Source organism: Mycobacterium asiaticum (genome assembly GCF_001668675.1).
In the GTDB taxonomy this organism is placed as follows: domain Bacteria; phylum Actinomycetota; class Actinomycetes; order Mycobacteriales; family Mycobacteriaceae; genus Mycobacterium; species Mycobacterium asiaticum_D.
Genome location: NZ_LZKQ01000307.1, coordinates 1 through 18,528, shown reverse-complemented (window position 1 = coordinate 18,528; position 18,528 = coordinate 1). Strand labels below are relative to the sequence as shown.

At 67.0% G+C, this 18,528-nt stretch carries 13 protein-coding genes, 1 pseudogene and 1 riboswitch; all 14 genes and pseudogenes read left to right on the top strand.

Translation table 11 applies throughout. The features are described 5' to 3' along the window. Positions 1 to 138, top strand: a pseudogene (locus A9X01_RS25600) (type VII secretion protein EsxI); the annotation flags it as partial. A gap of 102 nt (positions 139 to 240) precedes the next feature. Further along, positions 241 to 1,143: an ESX secretion-associated protein EspG gene (locus A9X01_RS25595; protein WP_065123392.1), complete on the top strand. Its 903-nt coding sequence runs from the start codon at positions 241 to 243 to the stop codon at positions 1,141 to 1,143. Positions 1,144 to 1,414: 271 nt separating this feature from the next. Continuing rightward, positions 1,415 to 2,926 carry a type VII secretion integral membrane protein EccD gene (gene eccD / locus A9X01_RS25590; RefSeq protein WP_065123391.1) on the top strand — a complete coding sequence of 504 codons (1,512 nt, stop codon included), beginning with the start codon at positions 1,415 to 1,417 and terminating at the stop codon, positions 2,924 to 2,926. Continuing rightward, complete coding sequence (gene mycP, locus A9X01_RS25585; protein WP_065123390.1) at positions 2,904 to 4,745, top strand: type VII secretion-associated serine protease mycosin; 1,842 nt, start codon at positions 2,904 to 2,906, stop codon at positions 4,743 to 4,745. Before eccD ends, mycP begins: the two co-directional genes overlap by 23 nt. Continuing rightward, complete coding sequence (gene eccE, locus A9X01_RS25580; protein ID WP_065123389.1) at positions 4,742 to 5,950, top strand: type VII secretion protein EccE; 1,209 nt, start codon at positions 4,742 to 4,744, stop codon at positions 5,948 to 5,950. Before mycP ends, eccE begins: the two co-directional genes overlap by 4 nt. Then, a complete protein-coding gene (gene eccA / locus A9X01_RS25575; RefSeq protein ID WP_065123388.1) occupies positions 5,947 to 7,779 on the top strand; it encodes a type VII secretion AAA-ATPase EccA in 1,833 nt (610 codons plus the stop codon). Before eccE ends, eccA begins: the two co-directional genes overlap by 4 nt. A gap of 442 nt (positions 7,780 to 8,221) precedes the next feature. Beyond that, positions 8,222 to 9,490, top strand: coding sequence for a PPE family protein (locus A9X01_RS25570; RefSeq protein ID WP_081282631.1), 1,269 nt, complete (start codon positions 8,222 to 8,224; stop codon positions 9,488 to 9,490). Positions 9,491 to 9,529: 39 nt separating this feature from the next. After that, positions 9,530 to 10,735, top strand: a complete 1,206-nt coding sequence (locus tag A9X01_RS25565; RefSeq protein WP_065123393.1) for a PPE family protein — start codon at positions 9,530 to 9,532, stop codon at positions 10,733 to 10,735. A 124-nt stretch (positions 10,736 to 10,859) separates the two neighbouring features. After that, a riboswitch (M-box (ykoK) riboswitch) is annotated at positions 10,860 to 11,031 on the top strand. Between the two features lie 305 nt (positions 11,032 to 11,336). After that, on the top strand, positions 11,337 to 12,509 hold the full coding sequence (locus A9X01_RS25560) for a PPE family protein (protein WP_065123387.1): 1,173 nt from the start codon (positions 11,337 to 11,339) through the stop codon (positions 12,507 to 12,509). Positions 12,510 to 13,162: 653 nt separating this feature from the next. Next, the gene (locus A9X01_RS25555; RefSeq protein WP_065123386.1) at positions 13,163 to 14,479 is read left to right on the top strand and encodes a PPE family protein; all 1,317 of its coding nucleotides are present in this window, start codon (positions 13,163 to 13,165) and stop codon (positions 14,477 to 14,479) included. Between the two features lie 75 nt (positions 14,480 to 14,554). Beyond that, positions 14,555 to 15,964 (top strand): PPE family protein, encoded by a 1,410-nt coding sequence (locus A9X01_RS25550; protein WP_065123385.1) that lies wholly within the window; start codon positions 14,555 to 14,557, stop codon positions 15,962 to 15,964. Positions 15,965 to 16,003: 39 nt separating this feature from the next. After that, positions 16,004 to 16,327 (top strand): DUF732 domain-containing protein, encoded by a 324-nt coding sequence (locus A9X01_RS25545; RefSeq protein ID WP_065034715.1) that lies wholly within the window; start codon positions 16,004 to 16,006, stop codon positions 16,325 to 16,327. 410 nt (positions 16,328 to 16,737) lie between these two features. Further along, positions 16,738 to 17,985, top strand: a complete 1,248-nt coding sequence (locus tag A9X01_RS25540; RefSeq protein ID WP_065123384.1) for a PPE family protein — start codon at positions 16,738 to 16,740, stop codon at positions 17,983 to 17,985. 32 nt (positions 17,986 to 18,017) lie between these two features. After that, positions 18,018 to 18,528, top strand: a 511-nt coding sequence (locus tag A9X01_RS25535; protein ID WP_155772289.1) for a PPE family protein, incomplete at its 3' end; no start/stop codon positions are given.

Here is an 18,528-nt window from a genome sequence, read left to right as displayed (position 1 = left end):
TGCCAGGAGTTCATCGCCCAGTTGGGCCGCAACTTCCAGGTGATCTACGAGCAGGCCAACCAGCACGGCCAGAAGGTTCAGTCCGCCGGCAACAACATGGCGCAGACGGACAGCGCCGTCGGCTCCAGCTGGGCCTAACAACCGAAACTGCGGGCGCGGCAGCACACCAAGCAAGACGGTGTGCTGCCGTGCCTTGCAGTTAATTGGATATCGCATGACTGAGGACCACAGAGGGTAGGGATGGATCAACAGAGCACCCGCACCGACATCACCGTCAACGTGGACGGTTTCTGGATGCTTCAGGCATTGCTGGACATTCGGCACGTGGCACCCGAACTTCGGTGCCGGCCCTATGTGTCCACCGACAACAACGACTGGCTCAACGAGCACCCCGGTATGGCGGTGATGCGCGAGCAGGGCATCGTGGTCGCCGATACGGTCAACGAGCATGTGGCGGCCAGGATGAAAGTGCTCGCCGCGCCGGACCTCGAAGTCGTCGCACTGCTGTCCCGCGGCAAACTGCTCTATGGGGTGGTCGAGGACGAGAACCAGGTTCCGGGTTCCCGCGACATCCCCGACAACGAGTTCCGCGTGGTTCTGGCCCGGCGTGGCCAGCACTGGGTTTCCGCGGTCCGTGTCGGCAACGACATCACGGTGGATGACGTCACCGTCTCCGACAGTGCCTCCATTGCCGCTCTGGTGATGGACGGCCTCGAATCCATTCACCACGCGGACCCGGCGGCGATCAACGCCGTCAACGTCCCGCTCGAGGAGATGCTCGAGGCCACCAAGTCGTGGCAGGAATCTGGCTTCAACGTTTTCTCCGGTGGCGATCTGCGACGTATGGGCATCAGCGCCTCCACAGTGGCCGCGCTGGGTCAGGCCTTGTCCGACCCCGCCGCCGAGGTTGCCGTGTACGCCCGGCAATACCGGGACGACGCGAAGGGGCCCAGCGCTTCGGTCCTGTCCCTCAAGGACGGATCCGGCGGGCGCATCGCGCTCTATCAGCAGGCCCGCACGGCCGGCTCCGGCGAGGCGTGGCTGGCTATCTGCCCGGCCACTCCGCAACTCGTGCAAGTGGGTGTGAAGACAGTTTTGGACACTTTGCCGTATGGCGAGTGGAAAACACATAGCAGGGTTTAACAGCGCTGTTACGAGACGCGCTGTGCGACAACATTTTTGAACATAAAATGCGAGCTGGATGCCAACACGGCATACTGCTTTGGAGCAAGCTGCCAAAACTGAAAAACCACACGTCAACCACAACTATTGACCGCGAGGCGAGGCAAATGAAATCGGAGTCAGTCCAGCCGCAACTCCAAAAGGGTTACGGCGCCTCGGTGAATACACCGACGCAGCCGCCCGCGTTACCGACACTCATTAGCACGATTGCAAAGGCAGGGGGTGCAGGACGATGACCGCAGTAGCTGATGCGCCACAGACTGACGTTGAGGGCGTTTCGTCGCCCAGGGCCGTCGTCGTTGGCATCATGGCCGGCGAGGGTGTGCAGATCGGCGTATTGCTGGATGCCAACGCCCCGGTCTCGGTGATGACCGACCCGTTGCTCAAGGTGATCAACAGCCGGCTCCGGGAGCTCGGCGAGACGCCGCTGGAGGCAACCGGGCGGGGCCGGTGGGCGCTGTGCCTGGTGGACGGCTCGCCGCTGCGCGCCACGCAATCGCTGACCGAGCAGGACGTCTACGACGGTGACCGCCTGTGGATCCGGTTCATTCCGGACGGCGAACACCGCTCGCAGGTCATCGAGCACATCTCGACCGCGGTCTCGGCCAACCTGAGCAAGCGTTTCGCCGCCATCGACCCGGTCGTCGCCGTCCAGGTCGGTGCCTCGATGGTGGCCACCGGTGTGGTGCTGGCCTCGGGTGTGCTCGGCTGGTGGCGCTGGCACCACAACACGTGGTTGACGACCATCTTCACCTCGATCATCGCGGTGCTGGTGCTGGCGATGAGCGTGCTGCTGCTGATGCGTGCCAAGAATGACGCCGACCGCCGCGTCGCCGACATCCTGCTGATGAGCGGGCTGGTGCCGCTCACCGTGGCGGCCGCCGCGGCGCCGCCCGGTCCGGTCGGCTCCCCGAACGCGGTGCTGGGCTTCGGAGTCCTCGCGGTTGCCGCGACGCTGGCGCTGAAGTTCACCGGCCGCCGGCTGGCGATCTACACCGCCGTGGTCACCATCACCGCACTGGCGACGATCGCCAGCGTGGCCCGCATGGTTGCGGCCACGAGCGCGGTGACCATGCTGTCCTGCCTGTTGCTGACCAGCGTCATCCTGTACCACGCCGCCCCGGCCCTGTCCCGGCGACTGGCCGGAATCCGGCTCCCGGTGTTCCCGTCGGCCACCAGCCGGTGGGTCTTCGAGGCCCGGCCCGATTTGCCGACCACCGTGGTGCGCTCGGAGGGCGGTCCGCCGACCCTGGAGGGACCCGCTTCGGTCCGCGACGTGCTGCTGCAGGCTGAGCGTGCCCGCTCCTTCCTGAGCGGTCTGCTGGTGGGCCTCGGCGTCCTGGTGGTCATCTGCCTGACCGCGCTGTGCAACCCGCACGCGGGCGAGCGGTGGCTGCCGCTGATCCTCGCGGGCTTCACGGCAGGCTTCCTGCTGCTGCGCGGTCGCTCGTATGTGGATCGCTGGCAGGCCATCACCCTGGCCGCCACCGGGGTCATCATCATCGCCGCGGTGCTGGTGCGCTACGCGTTCGTGCTGGCCTCGCCGCTGGCAGTGTCGGTTTCGGCCGCGATTCTGATTCTGCTTCCCGCGGCGGGTATGACGGCCGCAGCGGTGGTGCCGAACACGATCTACAGCCCACTGTTCCGGAAGTTCGTCGAGTGGCTCGAGTACCTCTGCTTGATCCCGATCTTCCCGCTGGCATTGTGGTTGATGAACGTCTATGCAGCCATTCGATACCGTTAGCAGCCGATCGTGGCGCGGTCGCGCGACCAGCGCGACCGTAGCCGCGATGCTGCTGACAGTTGGTGCACTGGCCGGCATGCCACCGGCGCACGCGATCACGCCTCCGGCGATCGACCCGGGGGCGTTGCCGCCTGACAGCCCCCCGGGCCCCATCGCACCGACCAAGCAGAACTCCTACTGCACCGAAGTAGGGGTCATGCCGGGCACGGACTTCAAGATCCCGCCGAAGTACATGGAGATGCTCAACCTCAACGAGGCGTGGCAGTTCGGCCGCGGCGAGGGTATCAAGGTCGCAGTCATCGACACCGGCGTGACGCCACACCCGCGGTTGCCCCGCCTGATCCCCGGTGGCGACTACGTGATGGCCGGCGGTGACGGGCTGTCGGACTGCGACGCCCACGGCACCCTGGTCGCCTCGATGATCGGCGCCGCGCCCGCCAACGGGGCCGCGCCCCCGCCGGCGTCGCCGCGCCGCCCGGTCACCGTGCCGACCACCGAGAAGCCGCCGCCACCGCAGACCGTGACATTGTCACCGGTGCCCGGTCCGACCATCACGGTCATCCCGGCGCCGCCTCCGAGCGAGGGCGCCGGGCCGGGCCCGGCGCCGGGTCCGGGTCTGCCGCCGGGACCCGGCCAGGCTCCGTCCGGCAATCGCGGCGGCGGCACAGTGACGATTCCGGGTTACTCGGGCGGCGCCCGGGTGCGACCCGTCGACCACCCGCGCCCGCTGGCTCCGACGCCGTCGACATCACCGACGCCGTCAACCTCGGCTACATCGTCAGCGCCGTCCTCGTCAGCGCCGGCGCCGGCGACTCCCACGGCGGCACCGCAACTGCCCGCCCCGCCCGGACCGGCACCGGATGCTTTCAGTGGGGTGGCCCCGGATGTCGAGCTGATCTCGATCCGCCAGTCGAGCCAGGCGTTCGGTCTCAAGGACGCCTACACCGGCGACGAAGATCCGCAGACGGCCGCGAAGATCGACAATGTCCAGACCATGGCGCGCGCGATCGTGCATGCTGCCAACATGGGCGCGTCGATCATCAACATCTCCGACGTGACCTGCATGAGCGCTCGCAACGTGATCGACCAGCGCGTCCTGGGCGCCGCGGTGCACTATGCCGCGGTCGACAAGAACGCGCTGATCGTGGCCGCGGCCGGTGACAACAGCAAGAAGGACTGCAAGCAGAACCCGATCTTCGACCCGTTGTCGCCCAATGACCCGCGGGTGTGGAATTCGGTCACCACCGTGGTGACGCCGTCGTGGTTCAGCGACTACGTACTGACCGTCGGCGCGGTCGACACCAACGGTCAGCCGCTGTCGCAGATGAGCATCGCCGGGCCGTGGGTGTCGCTGTCGGCACCGGGAACCGACGTCATGGGACTTTCGCCCCGCGACGACGGCCTGATCAACGCGATCGACGGTCCGGACAACACGTTGCTGGTTCCGGCCGGGACCAGCTTCTCCGCGGCGATCGTTTCGGGTGTGGCCGCACTGGTGCGCGCCAAGTTCCCCGACTTGTCGGCTTACCAGGTCATGCAACGCCTGATCCACACCGCCAGGCCGCCCGCACGGGGGGTGGACAACCAGGTCGGATACGGTGTGGTTGACCCGGTAGCCGCATTGACCTGGGATGTCCCGAAGGGACCGCCCGAGGCACCCAAACAACTTTCGGCGCCGCTGTCGCTGCCGAAGCCGCCCGCTCCGCGCAATATGACGCCGGTGTGGGTGGCTACCGGGGGCCTGACTGCGGCACTATTGATAGGCGGAGCAGTGTTCGGTACAGCAACTTTGATGCGACGATCGCGGAAACAGCAATGAAGGCACAGCGGAAGCTCGGATTGGCGTTGTCATGGCCGCGGTTGACCGCGGTGTTTTTGGCTGACGTGTTGATCCTGGTGCTGGCCAGCCACGCTCCCGACTCGTGGCAGGGCGAGAACCGGATCGCATGGTGGGTCGGCGTCGGTATCGCCGTCCTGGTGACGCTGCTGTCGCTGGTCACCTATCACGGCATCACGGTCACCAGTGGCTTCGCCAACTGGCTGTGGGATTGGTCCGCCGACCCGGGTACCGCCCTCGGCGCCGGATGTACGCCGGCCGTCGACTACAAGCGACGCTTCGGGCGCGACACGGTTGGCGTGCGGGAATACCGCGGCCAGCTCGTCACGGTCGTCGAGGTGGGCGGCGGCGAGGCCGACCCGTCCGGCCGGCACCGGCACCGCACCGGGTCGGTCCCGATACTGCCGGTTGCGGCGGTCGCAGATGGGTTGCGCCAGTTCGATATTCACCTCGACGCCATCGACATCGTGTCGGTGCAGGTGCGCGGCGGCGCGGCGGCCGCAAAGGCGTCGGCCTCGTTGGAGGAGTGGGGGCCGGAAGAGTGGGGGATGGTCGGGGATCAGCCCGGCGGCAATCGCCGGCGGACCTGGCTGGTCTTGCGGATGAATCCGCTGCGCAACGTGGGGGCCGTGGTGTGCCGCGATTCGCTGGCCTCGACGATGGTGGCGGCCACCGAGCGGTTGGTCCAGGATCTCGACGGGCAGAGCTGCGCCGCCCGTCCGCTTACCGCCGACGAGCTCGCCGAGGTGGACAGCGCGGTGCTTGCCGACCTGGAGCCGACCTGGAGCCGGCCGGGGTGGCGCCACCTCAAGCACTTCAACGGATTCGTCACCAGCTTCTGGGTGACGCCGACAGACATCGACTCGGCGACGCTGGCCGACGTGTGGCTGTCCGACGCCGCCGAAGTGGGCGCGACCGTGCTCACCTTGCGCCTGGCGACGCACGACGGACGGCCGCGGCTGTCGGCCTGGGTGCGCTACCACAGCGAATCCAGACTGCCCAGGCAACTTTCCACCGGGCTCAACCGGCTCACCGGACGCCAGCTGGCCGCGGTGCGCGCCAGTTTGCCGGCCCCGTCCACCCGTTCGCCATTGGTCGTGCCGGGCCGCGACTTACGAGACCATGACGAGCTGGAATTACCAGTGGGTCCTGAGCCGGAGCACGCCATCAGCGCAGCAACGCAATGACGCGCACGCAGTCGACCGCCGAAGATGCCAGAAACGCCATGGTGGCCGGGCTTCTGGCATCCGGAATTTCCGTCAACGGGCTGCAACCCAGCCACAATCCGCAGGTCGCGGCGCAGATGTTCACCACCGCCACCACGCTGGATCCCGGGATGTGCGATGCCTGGCTGGCGCGGATACTCGCCGGTGACCAGAGTCTCGAGGTGCTCGCCGGCGCGTGGGCGGCGGTACGGACCTTCGGCTGGGAAACCCGTCGCCTCGGCGTGACGGACTTGCAGTTCCGGCCGGAGGTTTCCGACGGGCTGTTCCTGCGGCTGGCGGTGACCAGCGTGGACTCACTGGCCTGCGCCTACGCGGCGGTGCTCGCCGAGAACAAAAGGTACAAGGAAGCCGCGGACCTGCTCGACGCAACCGAACCCCGGCACCCGTTCGATTCAGAACTGGTCAGCTACGTGCGCGGGGTGCTCTACTTCCGCACCAAGCGCTGGCCGGATGTGCTGGCCCAGTTCCCCGAAGCCACGCCGTGGCGTCACCCGGAACTGAAGGCGGCGGGCGCCGCAATGGCCACTACCGCCCTGGCCTCCCTAGGGGTGTTCGAGGAAGCATTCCGGCGGGGGCAGGAAGCCATCGAAGGCGACCGCGTGCCTGGCGCGGCGAACATCGCCCTGTACACCCAGGGCATGTGCCTTCGCCACGTGGGCCGTGAGGAGGAGGCCGTCGAACTGCTGCGCCGGGTGTATTCCCGCGACGCGAAGTTCACTCCCGCCCGCGAAGCACTGGACAACCCGAACTTCCGGTTGGTGCTGACCGACCCGGAAACCATTGAGGCGCGCACGGATCCGTGGGATCCGGACAGTGCCCCGACGAGGGCGCAGGCCGAAGCCGCCCGGCACGCCGAAGAGGCCGCGAAGTACCTGGCCGAGGGCGATGCCGAACTCAACGCGATGCTCGGCATGGAGCAGGCCAAGAAGGAAATCAAACTCATCAAGTCGACGACGAAGGTGAACCTGGCGCGCGCCAAGATGGGGCTGCCGGTTCCGGTGACGTCGCGGCACACCCTGCTGCTGGGCCCTCCGGGGACCGGAAAGACTTCGGTGGCAAGGGCTTTCACCAAGCAGCTGTGCGGCTTGACGGTGCTGCGCAAGCCTCTGGTGGTGGAGACCAGTCGTACCAAGCTGCTGGGCCGCTACATGGCCGACGCGGAGAAGAACTGCGAAGAGATGCTCGAAGGAGCGCTCGGCGGTGCGGTGTTCTTCGACGAGATGCACACGCTGCACGAGAAGGGTTACTCGCAGGGCGACCCGTACGGCAACGCCATCATCAACACGCTGCTGCTCTACATGGAGAACCATCGCGACGAGCTCGTGGTGTTCGGCGCCGGGTACGCCAAGGCGATGGAGAAGATGCTCGAGGTGAACCAGGGCCTGCGGCGGCGGTTTTCGACCGTCATCGAGTTCTTCAGTTACACACCGGAAGAACTCGTCGCGTTGACGATCCTGATGGGCCGGGAGAACGAGGACGTCATCACCGAGCACGAGGCAGCCATCCTGCTGCCGTCCTACACCAAGTTCTACTCCGACGAGACTTACTCCGAGGACGGCGATTTGATCCGCGGAATCGACATGCTGGGCAACGCCGGCTTCGTCCGCAACGTGGTGGAGAAGGCGCGTGACCACCGCAGCTTCCGGCTCGACGACGAAGACTTGGACGCGGTGCTCAACAGCGATTCCATCGAATTCAGCGAAGCGCAGATGCGCCGATTCCGTGAGCTGACCCGCGAAGATCTCGCCGAGGGCCTGTCCGCCGCGGTCGCGGAGAAGAAGACCAAATAGCGTCGTCAGGCGCCCGGCAAAACCCCCGCGCGGCACGAACTATCTGTTCTGCCTAACAACCCTCCGCTGCCGCTTCGGCCCGATACGCTGTGTGCAACTCGGACCAGGACGAGCAGCAGTGCGATCACGGTGGCGCTCCCGTGTGCCCCGACGGTGACGGGAGGTGGGGCCTTACTGAGCCGATCAACAGCGACTGTACGAATTCGATGACCATTCCTTTCCGATCCGGTCACGGCGCTTTCCCGTCGTCGGAATCGGCTGGCGCACCTATCCGACGCGCGGCATCCACGCTTTCGGAAGCACCCCGACACCACCACAGCGGCCGAGGCCCGTAGCTGGGTCGGACCATCCGTTAGGAGAGTCCGATGCCTTCCGCTCAATATCATTGCGTCAGAACGTTATTCACCATGCACCCCGACGCCGCGGGCGGGAGGTGATTGCGGTGGATTTCGGCGCGCTACCCCCTGAAGTCAACTCACTGCGCATGTACACCGGGCCCGGTTCGGCACCCTTGCTGGCCGCGGTTGCCGCCTGGGACCGGCTGGCCGCCGAGCTCCATGCGACGGCAGCCGGGTATGACACGGTGATCTCCGTGCTGACCGGTGACGGCTGGCTCGGGCCGGCATCGAAGTCGATGCTGTCCGCGATCACCCCGTATCTGACCTGGATGAGCCTCACCGGGGTCAAGGCCGAGGAGGCCGCCAGCCAGGCGGCGGCAGCGGCGGCTGCCTATGAGGCCGCGTACGCGATGACGGTGCCCCCGGCGGCCGTCGCCGCAAACCGCGCGCAGTTGCAGATGCTTGTCGCCACCAACCTGCTCGGCCAAAACACACCCGCGATCGCGGCGAACGAGGCCGCCTATGGCGAGATGTGGGCCCAGGACGCGGCGGCGATGTACGGCTACGCCACCAGCTCGGCGGTGGCCTCGACGCTGACACCGTTCACCCAGCCGGCGCAGGTCACCGACCCGGCCGGGCAGGCGGCTCAGGCCGGGGCGGTCACCCAGGCAGCCGGAAGCGCCACAGGCACCGTGGCCCAGTCGCAGCTTTCGCAGCTCATGTCTTCGGTCCCGTCCACCTTGCAGGGTCTGGCCGCGCCGGCGGCGACGGCCGAAGCTTTCCCCGGCGCCGACCTGCTTGCCAACATCCTCAATTTCCTGGACGGCAACGACGGTAATCCGTACGGGATCTTCCTGAATTCCACCCTGGTCAACGGCTTCGTGTCGGCCGGCTATACCAGCCCCGCCATCGTGGCCCCGGCGGTCTTCGCCGGTTTGGCGGACATCAATGCGGTGGCTCTCGGGGCGCAGCAGTCGGCGATCCCACCGATGGGCTCTGGCGAGGGCAACGGATCCTGGATACCGGCCGGGTCGCCGGCCAACCCGACGAATCTCCCCCCGTTGATGGATGTGGCCGAGGCTTCCTTCGCCACCGGCAGCGGCGGCGTGACGGCAGGCATCAACCAGTCGGCGGTGGTCGGTCGGTTGTCCGTGCCGCAGACCTGGACCGCGGCCACCTCGGTGGTCAACCATGCCGGCGCGGCTACCGCCGGCGGTGGGTGGACCAGTACCGCCGTCGCTCCGGCCGCCGCCTCCGGCGTGCCCGGTTTCCCCGGCATGCCCGCTCCGGGCATGTACGGCCACAGCTTCGGCAACCCGCCGCGCTATGGCTTCCGTCCGACGATCATGGGGCGCCCACCGGCCGCGGGCTGACAGGAGGGAGAACCACCGTCGGTTAAGGAGGTGCTGGTATTGGATTACGGAGCACTCCCACCTGAAGTCAACTCGCTGCGCATGTACACCGGTCCCGGCGCGGCACCAATGCTGGCCGCGATGACGGCCTGGGACGCCGTTGCCGCGGAAATGCGTTTGACCGCAACGGCTTTCGAGTCGGTGATAGCGACCCTGATCGGTGACGGGTGGCTGGGCCCGGCGTCGGCGGCAATGGCCGCGGCCGCGGCGCCGTACGTCATGTGGCTCAGCGTCACCAGCTCGCAGGCCGAGCAGACCGCCGGTCAGGCTGCGGCTGCGGCGGCGGCCTTTGAGGCCGCGTTCGCCATGACGGTGCCCCCGCCTGTGGTGGCCGCCAACCGGGCCCGGTTGCTGGCACTGATCGCCACCAATTTCCTGGGCATCAACACCCCTGCCATCGCCGCGACCGAAGCCGAATACGCCGAGATGTGGGCACAGGACGCCACCGCCATGTACGCCTATGCCGCCAGCGCCGCCGACGCGGCAACGTTGACGCCCTTCACCGAACCCGAATTGATCGCCGACCCGGCCGGGCCCGGCGGGCAGGCCGCCGCGGTGGCCCACGCCACCGGGTCAGGACTCGCGCAGAGCGAACTACCGCAACTGATGTCCGCCCTGCCGGCCAGCTTGCAACAACTCGCGTCGCCGGCGGAGACATCGCCCTTCGACTCGCTCCCGCAGACGGGGCTGCTCGCCGACATCCTGAACTTCCTGGACGGCAACGACGGCAACCCCTACGGGATATTCCTGAACTCCGACCTGTTGAACGGGTTCGTATCAGCCCAGTACGTGTCGCCTGCGGTGATCAGTCCCGCCGTCACCGATTCGATCGCCGACGTCGAGGCGGTGGCGGAGGGCGGTGCCGAGGCAGCCGCGCCCGCCGCCGGCGATGCGGCGTCCGTCAGCGCCGGACTCACCGGCGCACCATCCGGTGCCGGGGGAGTGAGTGCCGGGGCCAACCAGGCCAACCTGGTCGGGCGGCTGTCTGTGCCGCCGAGTTGGACGACCGCCGTCGAGGCCGCCGGCCGCGGTGGCATCGCGATGACCGGCACCCCTTCCACCCCGACCGGGGCGGCGCCTGCTGCGGCAGGGACGCCGGGACTGCCCGGCATGCCCGCCGCCAATGCGTACGCGCGGAGTTGGGGCAACGGTCCGCGCTACGGCTTCAAGCTAACCATCATGCCCCGTCCGGTCGCGGCCGGATAATTGCGCAGATAAATTCGTGGGCGACCCCGCGAAAATACGTCTCATCATTTGTCTTCGGTCCCCGCCGACTTTCGTCAGCGTGCCGAGTTGACTCTTACCGACTTCAGTGCCACGATGGCCTTTGCATGCACCTCGCTAGGTGAGGCGTCTGCACGGACACAGGCCACTGACCTCGAACGTCGAAAGACGCCCAGGGTCAGGACAGCTCTTCCCGGCTTAAGGGTTGAGCCCAAGTGGCTTCCGGTACCCGCCGGATACGCCGTGTGGTGCCAAAGCTCTGTCGAGAGAGGTGCTGGCCCAGCGGTTTTGCGCTGTTGCCTCATCTCTGTGTCGCGTGCGCATGGCATCCCCGTGTGCCCTGGCCCGAAGGAGGTGAGAGCGGAGTGAGTCCCGGCGATAGTTCCTATCCGAGATCGACGACCATTTCGTTTCGATCCGACCCGGGCGCTGTATTCGCAAGCTGAATCGGCTCTGGCGTTAATCGCCGTCTGCTCGTAATTCTGTCGCAGACGCGCGTAATTGCTGTGTGCGAATTTGCCGCATGAATTTGTGATGCCGGCTGCCCAAAATCGGATTTGGGCATTAGTGGGGGAGGCCACCGATGACCGCTGTGCTGGATTTTGCAGCCTTGCCACCGGAAATCAATTCCGCGCGCATGTACACCGGAGCCGGCTCCGGCCCGATGTTGGCCGCGGCTTCGGCGTGGAAGGGGCTGGCCACGGAGCTGCGGGCTACGGCGCTGTCATACGGGGGCGTGTTGTTGGCGCTGACGGGCGAAGAATGGTTCGGTCCGGCTTCCACGGCGATGGCCGCGGCGGCCGCTCCCTACGTCGCCTGGATGAGCGCGACGGCCGCCGCGACTGAGGAGACCGCGGCGCAAGCCGAGGCCGCTGCCGCCGCGTATGAAGCGGCATTCGTAGCAACCGTGCCGCCACCGCTGATCGCGGCCAATCGCGCCCAATTGACGGCGCTGATCGCCACGAACATCCTGGGCCAGAACACCCCGGCGATCGCGGCGACGGAGGCGCAGTACGCCGAGATGTGGGCACAGGACGCCGCCACCATGTATGGATATGCGGCCTCGTCGGCCGCGGCGACCCAGTTGAGCCCCTTCGTCGAGCCGATGCCAACGACCAGCCCCAGCGGACCGGCGGCTCAAGCCGCCGCGGTCAGCCAGGCCGGCGCCTCAGCAGCCGGCCAGCAGAGCGCATTGTCGCAATTGATGTCAGCCGTGCCGGGGGCACTCGAGGCGCTGGCTGGAACCAATGGCACCACCGGAGCGGGCGGGTTGGAGGGATTTCTCAACACCTGGGGGCCCAACGCGAACATCTGGAACACCATCACCTCCACCGGGGCGCTCACACCGGGCGCCACCGTGGGAACCCTGTCCAGCCTGTTGGGCACGTCGGCCACCTCGGACGTGGCGGGCGCGGCGGGCGCTGCGCAGAACGCCGCCGCACCAGGAGCCATCGCGGCCCTGGGTCAGGTGGACACCGCCGCCGGCGGATTGCGCGGATTGGTCGCCGCCGGCACCGGCAATTCCGGCATCGTCGGCAAGCTCTCGGTGCCTCCGGCCTGGACGGCCGCCGCGCCGCTGAACGGCCCGCTGCACTCCGCACTCGGCGGCACCCCGATGGTGGCCCCGCCACCGGCGGGACCGGCCGGCATGCCCGGCGTACCGCTGGGCAGCGCCGCGAGCCAGCCGTTCGGCCGCGCGGTCCCACAGTACGGGTTCAAGCCCACCTTCGTTACCCGTCCACCGGCCGCAGGTTAGGCCGCTGAGCTGCGGAAATGCACTTCTCAGCGAACCTCCAGCAACGTGGCAGGCTGGTAACAGCGCTTCGGGCATACCGTCTCCTAACCTTTTGCATATGTTTGTTTCTTAACGGTAGGAGAACTCGCCGTGACGCTCGGCGTGACCAGGGCGGCATCGGCGGTGTCCGGGCGACAGGCACAGCCATCAACCCCTGACCGCCCGGGTACACGCGAGGAGGGATGGGGTCCGCATACCTGCAGTATTTCGACACAATGTTGCCTTCCACGGTCTCGCTGAGAGGCCGGCACGACCGTAATCGGCATGATTAATACTCACATCTGTTGAGTTTCACATTTGCCTATTTGAGGCGTTTATTTGGCATGCCTTGAATTAGCGCAATTATATTCAATGTAACCGGGATAATGCCTATTGCCTATCGGGCTGACCTGGCAGTTTGCCCGAAAAATCATTTCTTCGCGCCTGATATCACGCGCCCAAGTGAGAAAGTGAGAGTTCTTGTTCACTTCGCGATTACACGGCAGAAACGAAACGAAAATAGATTCAATGGAAAGTGTTAACAAATACACGGAAATCATCGGATCCGTGGGGGGCAACTTCACCGCAGGGGCAGCGCTGCCGTCTGAGGCCGGACGGAAAAAGGGGTAATACGCATGGATTACGGGGCGCTACCGCCTGAGATCAACTCGGGGCGCATGTACACCGGCCCGGGCGCCGGCCCGATGTTGACAGCCGCAGTGGCATGGGACGCGCTGGCTGCCGAAATGCATTCCACAGCAGCGGCTTACGCCTCCACCCTGGAGGGGTTGACTTCTGGGTCCTGGCATGGGCCCACGGCGATTGCAATGTCGGCTGCGGTCGCACCGTTCGTGTCATGGATCTCGGCCACCGCCACCCGCGCCGACCAGACGGCCGCACAAGCCAAGATCGCCGCGGCGGCCTACGAAACCGCCTTTGCCGCAACAGTTCCCCCGCCGATCATCGCGGCGAACCGGGCGCAGTTGATGGCGCTGATCGCCACCAACTTTCTCGGCCAGAACACGCCGGCGATCGCGGCGACCGAGGCACTGTATGCGGAGATGTGGGCCCAGGATGCCGCCGCGATGTATGCATACGCCGGATCATCGGCAACGGCAACGCAATTGACGCCGTTCACCGAACCGCCGCAGACCACCAACGACGCCGGTGCGGCCGCGCAGGCGGCCGCGGTGTCGCAGGCCACCGGCGCCGCCACCGGTGGAGATGTCACCACCCAGTTGGGTCAACTGATCAGCTCGCTGCCGAACGCGCTACAGGGCTTGGCATCAACGATTTCTGCATCGCCGACCACCGGATCGACGTCGTTCTTGCCCGGACTCGCGCTGCCGCAGATCAGTTCGCTGACATTGCCGCCGGGATTGATGACCGATTTGACGAACTTCAACTCGATCTTCAGTGTCCTTACCGGCCCGTTCTCGGCGCAGGGCTTCACCTCCATCCCGGGTGGGCCGTTCCTGTCCTTTGGCCAGGTTTATTCCTACGCTCAGAACGGGCAAGGTGTGCAAGCCTTTTTGACTCCGGCAGCACCCATCTCCGGGACGCTGGCGCCGATCGCGCAATCGCTCGCCCCACACCTGAGCAGCGCGACTTCGGTCGGCGGCGCGGCCTCGGGCGCCATGGGCCGCGCCGCCCTGGTCGGGGGTCTGTCCGTGCCGCAAGGTTGGACCACGGCCGCCCCCGCTATCCGGACGGTCGCCCAGACCCTGTCCGCCAATCTGGCGGCGGCAGCGGCTCCGGCCGCGTCAATGGGCGAGACCGGCGTGTTCGGCCAGATGGCCCTGTCCAGCCTGGCGGGACGGGCCCTGGCAACGACCGTGGCGACGTCCGGAGGCAGCGGCGGCGCGGTGGCGGGTTCCCTTGGTGGCGTCGTCGCTGAGGCCGACCCCGCCGCGGCCATGATCTTTGTGCTGCCCGCACTCGAGGACGAGTGACGGCATGCGTGTGACGACGAAATATCGCTCAGCACAGGCCATTCAATGCGCACTCCGGGTAGGGGGTAGGTAGAGGTGTTTTACGCAGCGTTTCCGCCGGAGGTAAATTCGGGCCGGATGTACACCGGCCCGGGCGCGGGCCCATTGCTCGACGCCGCGGCGGCCTGGGATGGGCTCGCGACCGAATTGCAGTCCACCGCAGCGTCATACGGCTCGGTGATCGCGAGCCTGACAAGTGGGCCGTGGGTGGGTCCGTCCTCGCTGGCCATGGCGGCGGCGGCTACGCCTTATGTGACGTGGATGAGCGCCACCGCCGCCCAAGCCGCCCAGGCCGCGACACAAGCCACCGCGGCGGCGGCGGCCTACGAGGCCGCCTTCGCCGGACACGTGCCGCCCGTCGAGATCGAAGCCAATAGAACACAATTGGCATCACTGGTGGCAACCAACCTGTTCGGCCAGAACACCGCGGCGATCGCAGCCACCGAGGCCCAGTACAGCGAGATGTGGGCACAGGATGCGGTGGCGATGGATAGTTACGCCGGTTCTGCCGCGGCGGCAAGCCAAGTGACGCCGTTCGCCGAGCCGCCGCAAATCGTCAACAGCGGCGGACTGGCCAACCAGGCGCTGGCAGCCAGTCAATCCGCCGGCACGGCGGCCGGAAACGCCGTCCAATCGATCCTGGCGGCAGGCAACCCGGTCTCGGAGTTGTTGCAAGTGCTCGCCAACTTGAGCAGCGACTACACCGCCACCATCACCGGAATGCTCAACGGCCTGTTCGGACCGGCCGGGGCCTCGACCTTCACGGCGCTCTACTCGGCAGTCAAAGTCCCACTTGGCTTTACCACCCAGTTCAACGACATCGGGTTGCTGATCAACCTCCCGGTATCCCAGGTGCTCAAGTTCGGGATCAAACCCGGGTCGATACTCGGCGAGCTTCCCAAAGATGCGCTGGGCGGCGGGCTGCTGGCCCCGAACTGGGGCCGCGGTTGGCTGACCGGGGCGGGGTCGGCAGGCACGTCGGCGAACTTCGGTCGGGGCATGTTGGTGGGATCGCTTACCGTTCCGCCGAGTTGGACCGCAAACACTCCGGCCATCCAAACTGTGGCGGAGGCCTTGTCGGCAGCCGGACCGGAAGCGGTGCCGGCGGCCGAGCTCGGCGCGGGTAGCCTGCTGAGCTCGATGTCACTGGCAGGCATGGCCGGAAGTGCTTTGGGCGCAGGGGCGCCCGGTGCTCTGGCCGGCACCGGCGTGCGGGGCCGTCTCACGCCGGTCAAGGACCTCAAAGACCTCAAGTCACCCGAGAAGCTCAAGCGGCTGGTCGCGCAGATCTCTGAGCAGCCAGAAAGCGTTCAGCACCACACCGTCGACCAAGAGGGTCTGGACAGCCTGCTCGAACAGTTGGCGAAGAAACCCGGTATCCACGCGGTGCACCTGGCCAAGGGCGAGAAGGCCAGGGTCGTGCCACCGGACGCGCAGCTGGGTTAGTAATCCAAAGACTCTGCAGCAGAACACGAAAGGAGTGTCATGAAACTGCTACTCATGCTGATCGGCGCCGCCGCCGTGATCGGTCTCGCCGCGCCCGCTTACGCCGACCCCGATGACGGACCGGGTGGTGACGACCCGGGTTTCCTCGCGGCCCTGCATGGCGCCGACATCGGCTACAGCAACCCGGCTGCGGCCATCGGCTCGGCCCACGCGGTGTGCACGTGCTTGAGCAACGGCGAGTCCGGCCTGGAACTGGTCAACGATGTAAAGACGCACAACCCGTCGTTCAATATGGACGCCGCAGCGCAGTTCGCTGTCATAGCGGCGAAATACTACTGCCCGCAACACCTTTCCAAGAGCTGACGTCAGCGGGCGTCAATTAGCGGTCCGGCCGGTGTGCCCGACCGTTTTTGTAACCGTGCGGTAAAGCGGTCCTCACACTTTGCTGCAGTGGCGCGTGCCAGCGCCGGTTCCGGGTGCTTTTGACGTTTATTCGCGCGCCCACCTCTTGATCTACTTTATTTCTGGCTAAGCAGTCGCCGACCCGCGTAATCAAACCGGCTCCATCGCCGGGGTAAAGGACGCCGGATCATTCATTTCCGACAAAAGTCCTGATCAAGGGATATCGATCTGCCCTCTCCGCTCCGCCACGCAAATTTTGCGGAGTGCCATTGGGATACCTGGTGAGTTTCATATGAGCTCCGTCAGCAATGCGGACGGATGTGTTAACCGGTGATTACGATGGCGGCCACAAGGGGACCGGAGGGGAGTAGATGGACTTCGGGGCGTTACCGCCAGAGATCAACTCTGGACGAATGTATATGGGGGCTGGCTCCGGACCCATGCTCGCTGCTGCGGCGGCGTGGGACGCCTTGGCGGCGGAACTGCATTCCACGGCCGCGTCCTACGGCTCGACGGTGCAGGGCTTGACGGTGGGGTCGTGGCACGGGCCGGCGGCGGTGGCGATGGCTACCGCGGCGACGCCGTATGTCGCCTGGCTGACCAACACCGCTGCACAGGCCGAACAGGCGGCAATGCAGGCGAAAGCGGCGGCCGCGGCTTATGAGACGGCGTTCGCGGGCACCGTGCCGCCACCCGCGGTCGCGGCCAACCGCGCCCTGCTGTTGGCCCTGATCGCGACCAACATCTTCGGCCAGAACACGCCGGCCATCGCCGCCACCGAGGCGGAGTACGCCGAGATGTGGGCCCAGGACGCCGCGGCAATGTACGGATACGCGGCCTCCTCGGCGGCGGCCACGGAGCTGGCGCCGTTCACCGAGCCGCCGGAGACCACCGACCCGACGGGTGTGGCCCGGCAAACCGCGGCGGCCAGCGAGGCCGTCGGCGCCGCCGAAATACAGTCCGGTCTCTCCCAGCTGATGACCGCGATTCCGAACGCGCTGCAGACTGTCGGCCCGGCCGCGGCCGCCGCCCCAGCCGCGTCCACCCCGGTCGGCTCCGTGATCGAGGCCATCGCCCCGTACGCCATCGGGATTCGTCCCTTCTTCGCCGCCATCACCGGTGCCTACAGCCCCATCGTCGGGTTCGTGCTGTTCGGCGGTTGGTGGCTGTTCGCCGGGCAGATCCTGGGCCTTTCCCAGAACGCGCCGGGAGTGGCCTCGCTGCTGAGCACCGGTGGCAAACCGGTGGCCGGGCTGTCGCCGCTGCGGGGCGGATATGTCGGGGCTGTGGCGCCGAGCAGCGGCGTCGCCGCATCTTTGGGGCACTCGACCCTCGTCGGGTCGCTGTCGGTGCCACAGGGCTGGGTGACCGCCGCTCCGGTGATGAGGACGATGGCGTCGATGCTGCCCGGGGTGAGCGCGGGCGCTGTCCCGGCGGTCCCCGCCGCGGCCGAGGGCGGCCTGTTCGGCGAGATGGCCATGGCGAGCCTGGCCGGACGCGCGCTGGCCGGCGCCAGCATCCGCACCACCAGCAGCGGGGCGGTCGGCACCAGTGGGGGCGTCGCCGCGGCCGACGAAGTCGCCACTACGGCGACCATCATCGTGATACCGGCGGACTGACCGATGACGTCAGCACAGGGAAGGCGCGGCCGATGAGTTTCGCGGTACGACCGCCGGAGATCATCTCCTGGCAGATCTACACCGGACCGGGCGCGGCGCCGATGATCGCGGCGGCCACGGCCTGGGACGCGCTGGCCACCGAACTGCAGTCGACCGCGGCCTCTTATGGCCTGCTCATCGACGGATTGGCCAACGAGTCGTGGACAGGTCCGTCGGCAGCGGCGATGGCGGCGGCCGCCACCCCGTACGTGTCCTGGATGACCGCGACCGCGGCGCAGGCCAAGGCGGCTGCCGATCAGGCGAAGGCGGCGGTGAGCGCTTACGAAGCGGTTTTCGCCGCCGTCGTGCCGCCGGCGGAGATCGCGATCAACCGAAGCCAGCTGGCCTTGCTGGTGGCGACCAATATTTTCGGGCAGAACACCGCCGCCATCGCCGCCCTCGAAGCCCAGTACGCGGAGATGTGGGCCCAGGACACGTCGGCGATGTTCACCTACACGAGCGCGTCGGCGGCCGCCGCCCGGCTGACGCCGTACACCGAACCGC

Coding starts and splice junctions, on each gene's coding strand:
- eccD (WP_065123391.1), top strand. CDS start 1,415: ATGACCGCAGTAGCTGATGCGCCACAGACTGACGTTGAGGGCGTTTCG.
- A9X01_RS25545 (WP_065034715.1), top strand. CDS start 16,004: ATGAAACTGCTACTCATGCTGATCGGCGCCGCCGCCGTGATCGGTCTC.
- mycP (WP_065123390.1), top strand. CDS start 2,904: ATGCAGCCATTCGATACCGTTAGCAGCCGATCGTGGCGCGGTCGCGCG.
- A9X01_RS25595 (WP_065123392.1), top strand. CDS start 241: ATGGATCAACAGAGCACCCGCACCGACATCACCGTCAACGTGGACGGT.
- eccE (WP_065123389.1), top strand. CDS start 4,742: ATGAAGGCACAGCGGAAGCTCGGATTGGCGTTGTCATGGCCGCGGTTG.
- A9X01_RS25555 (WP_065123386.1), top strand. CDS start 13,163: ATGGATTACGGGGCGCTACCGCCTGAGATCAACTCGGGGCGCATGTAC.
- eccA (WP_065123388.1), top strand. CDS start 5,947: ATGACGCGCACGCAGTCGACCGCCGAAGATGCCAGAAACGCCATGGTG.
- A9X01_RS25560 (WP_065123387.1), top strand. CDS start 11,337: ATGACCGCTGTGCTGGATTTTGCAGCCTTGCCACCGGAAATCAATTCC.
- A9X01_RS25540 (WP_065123384.1), top strand. CDS start 16,738: ATGGACTTCGGGGCGTTACCGCCAGAGATCAACTCTGGACGAATGTAT.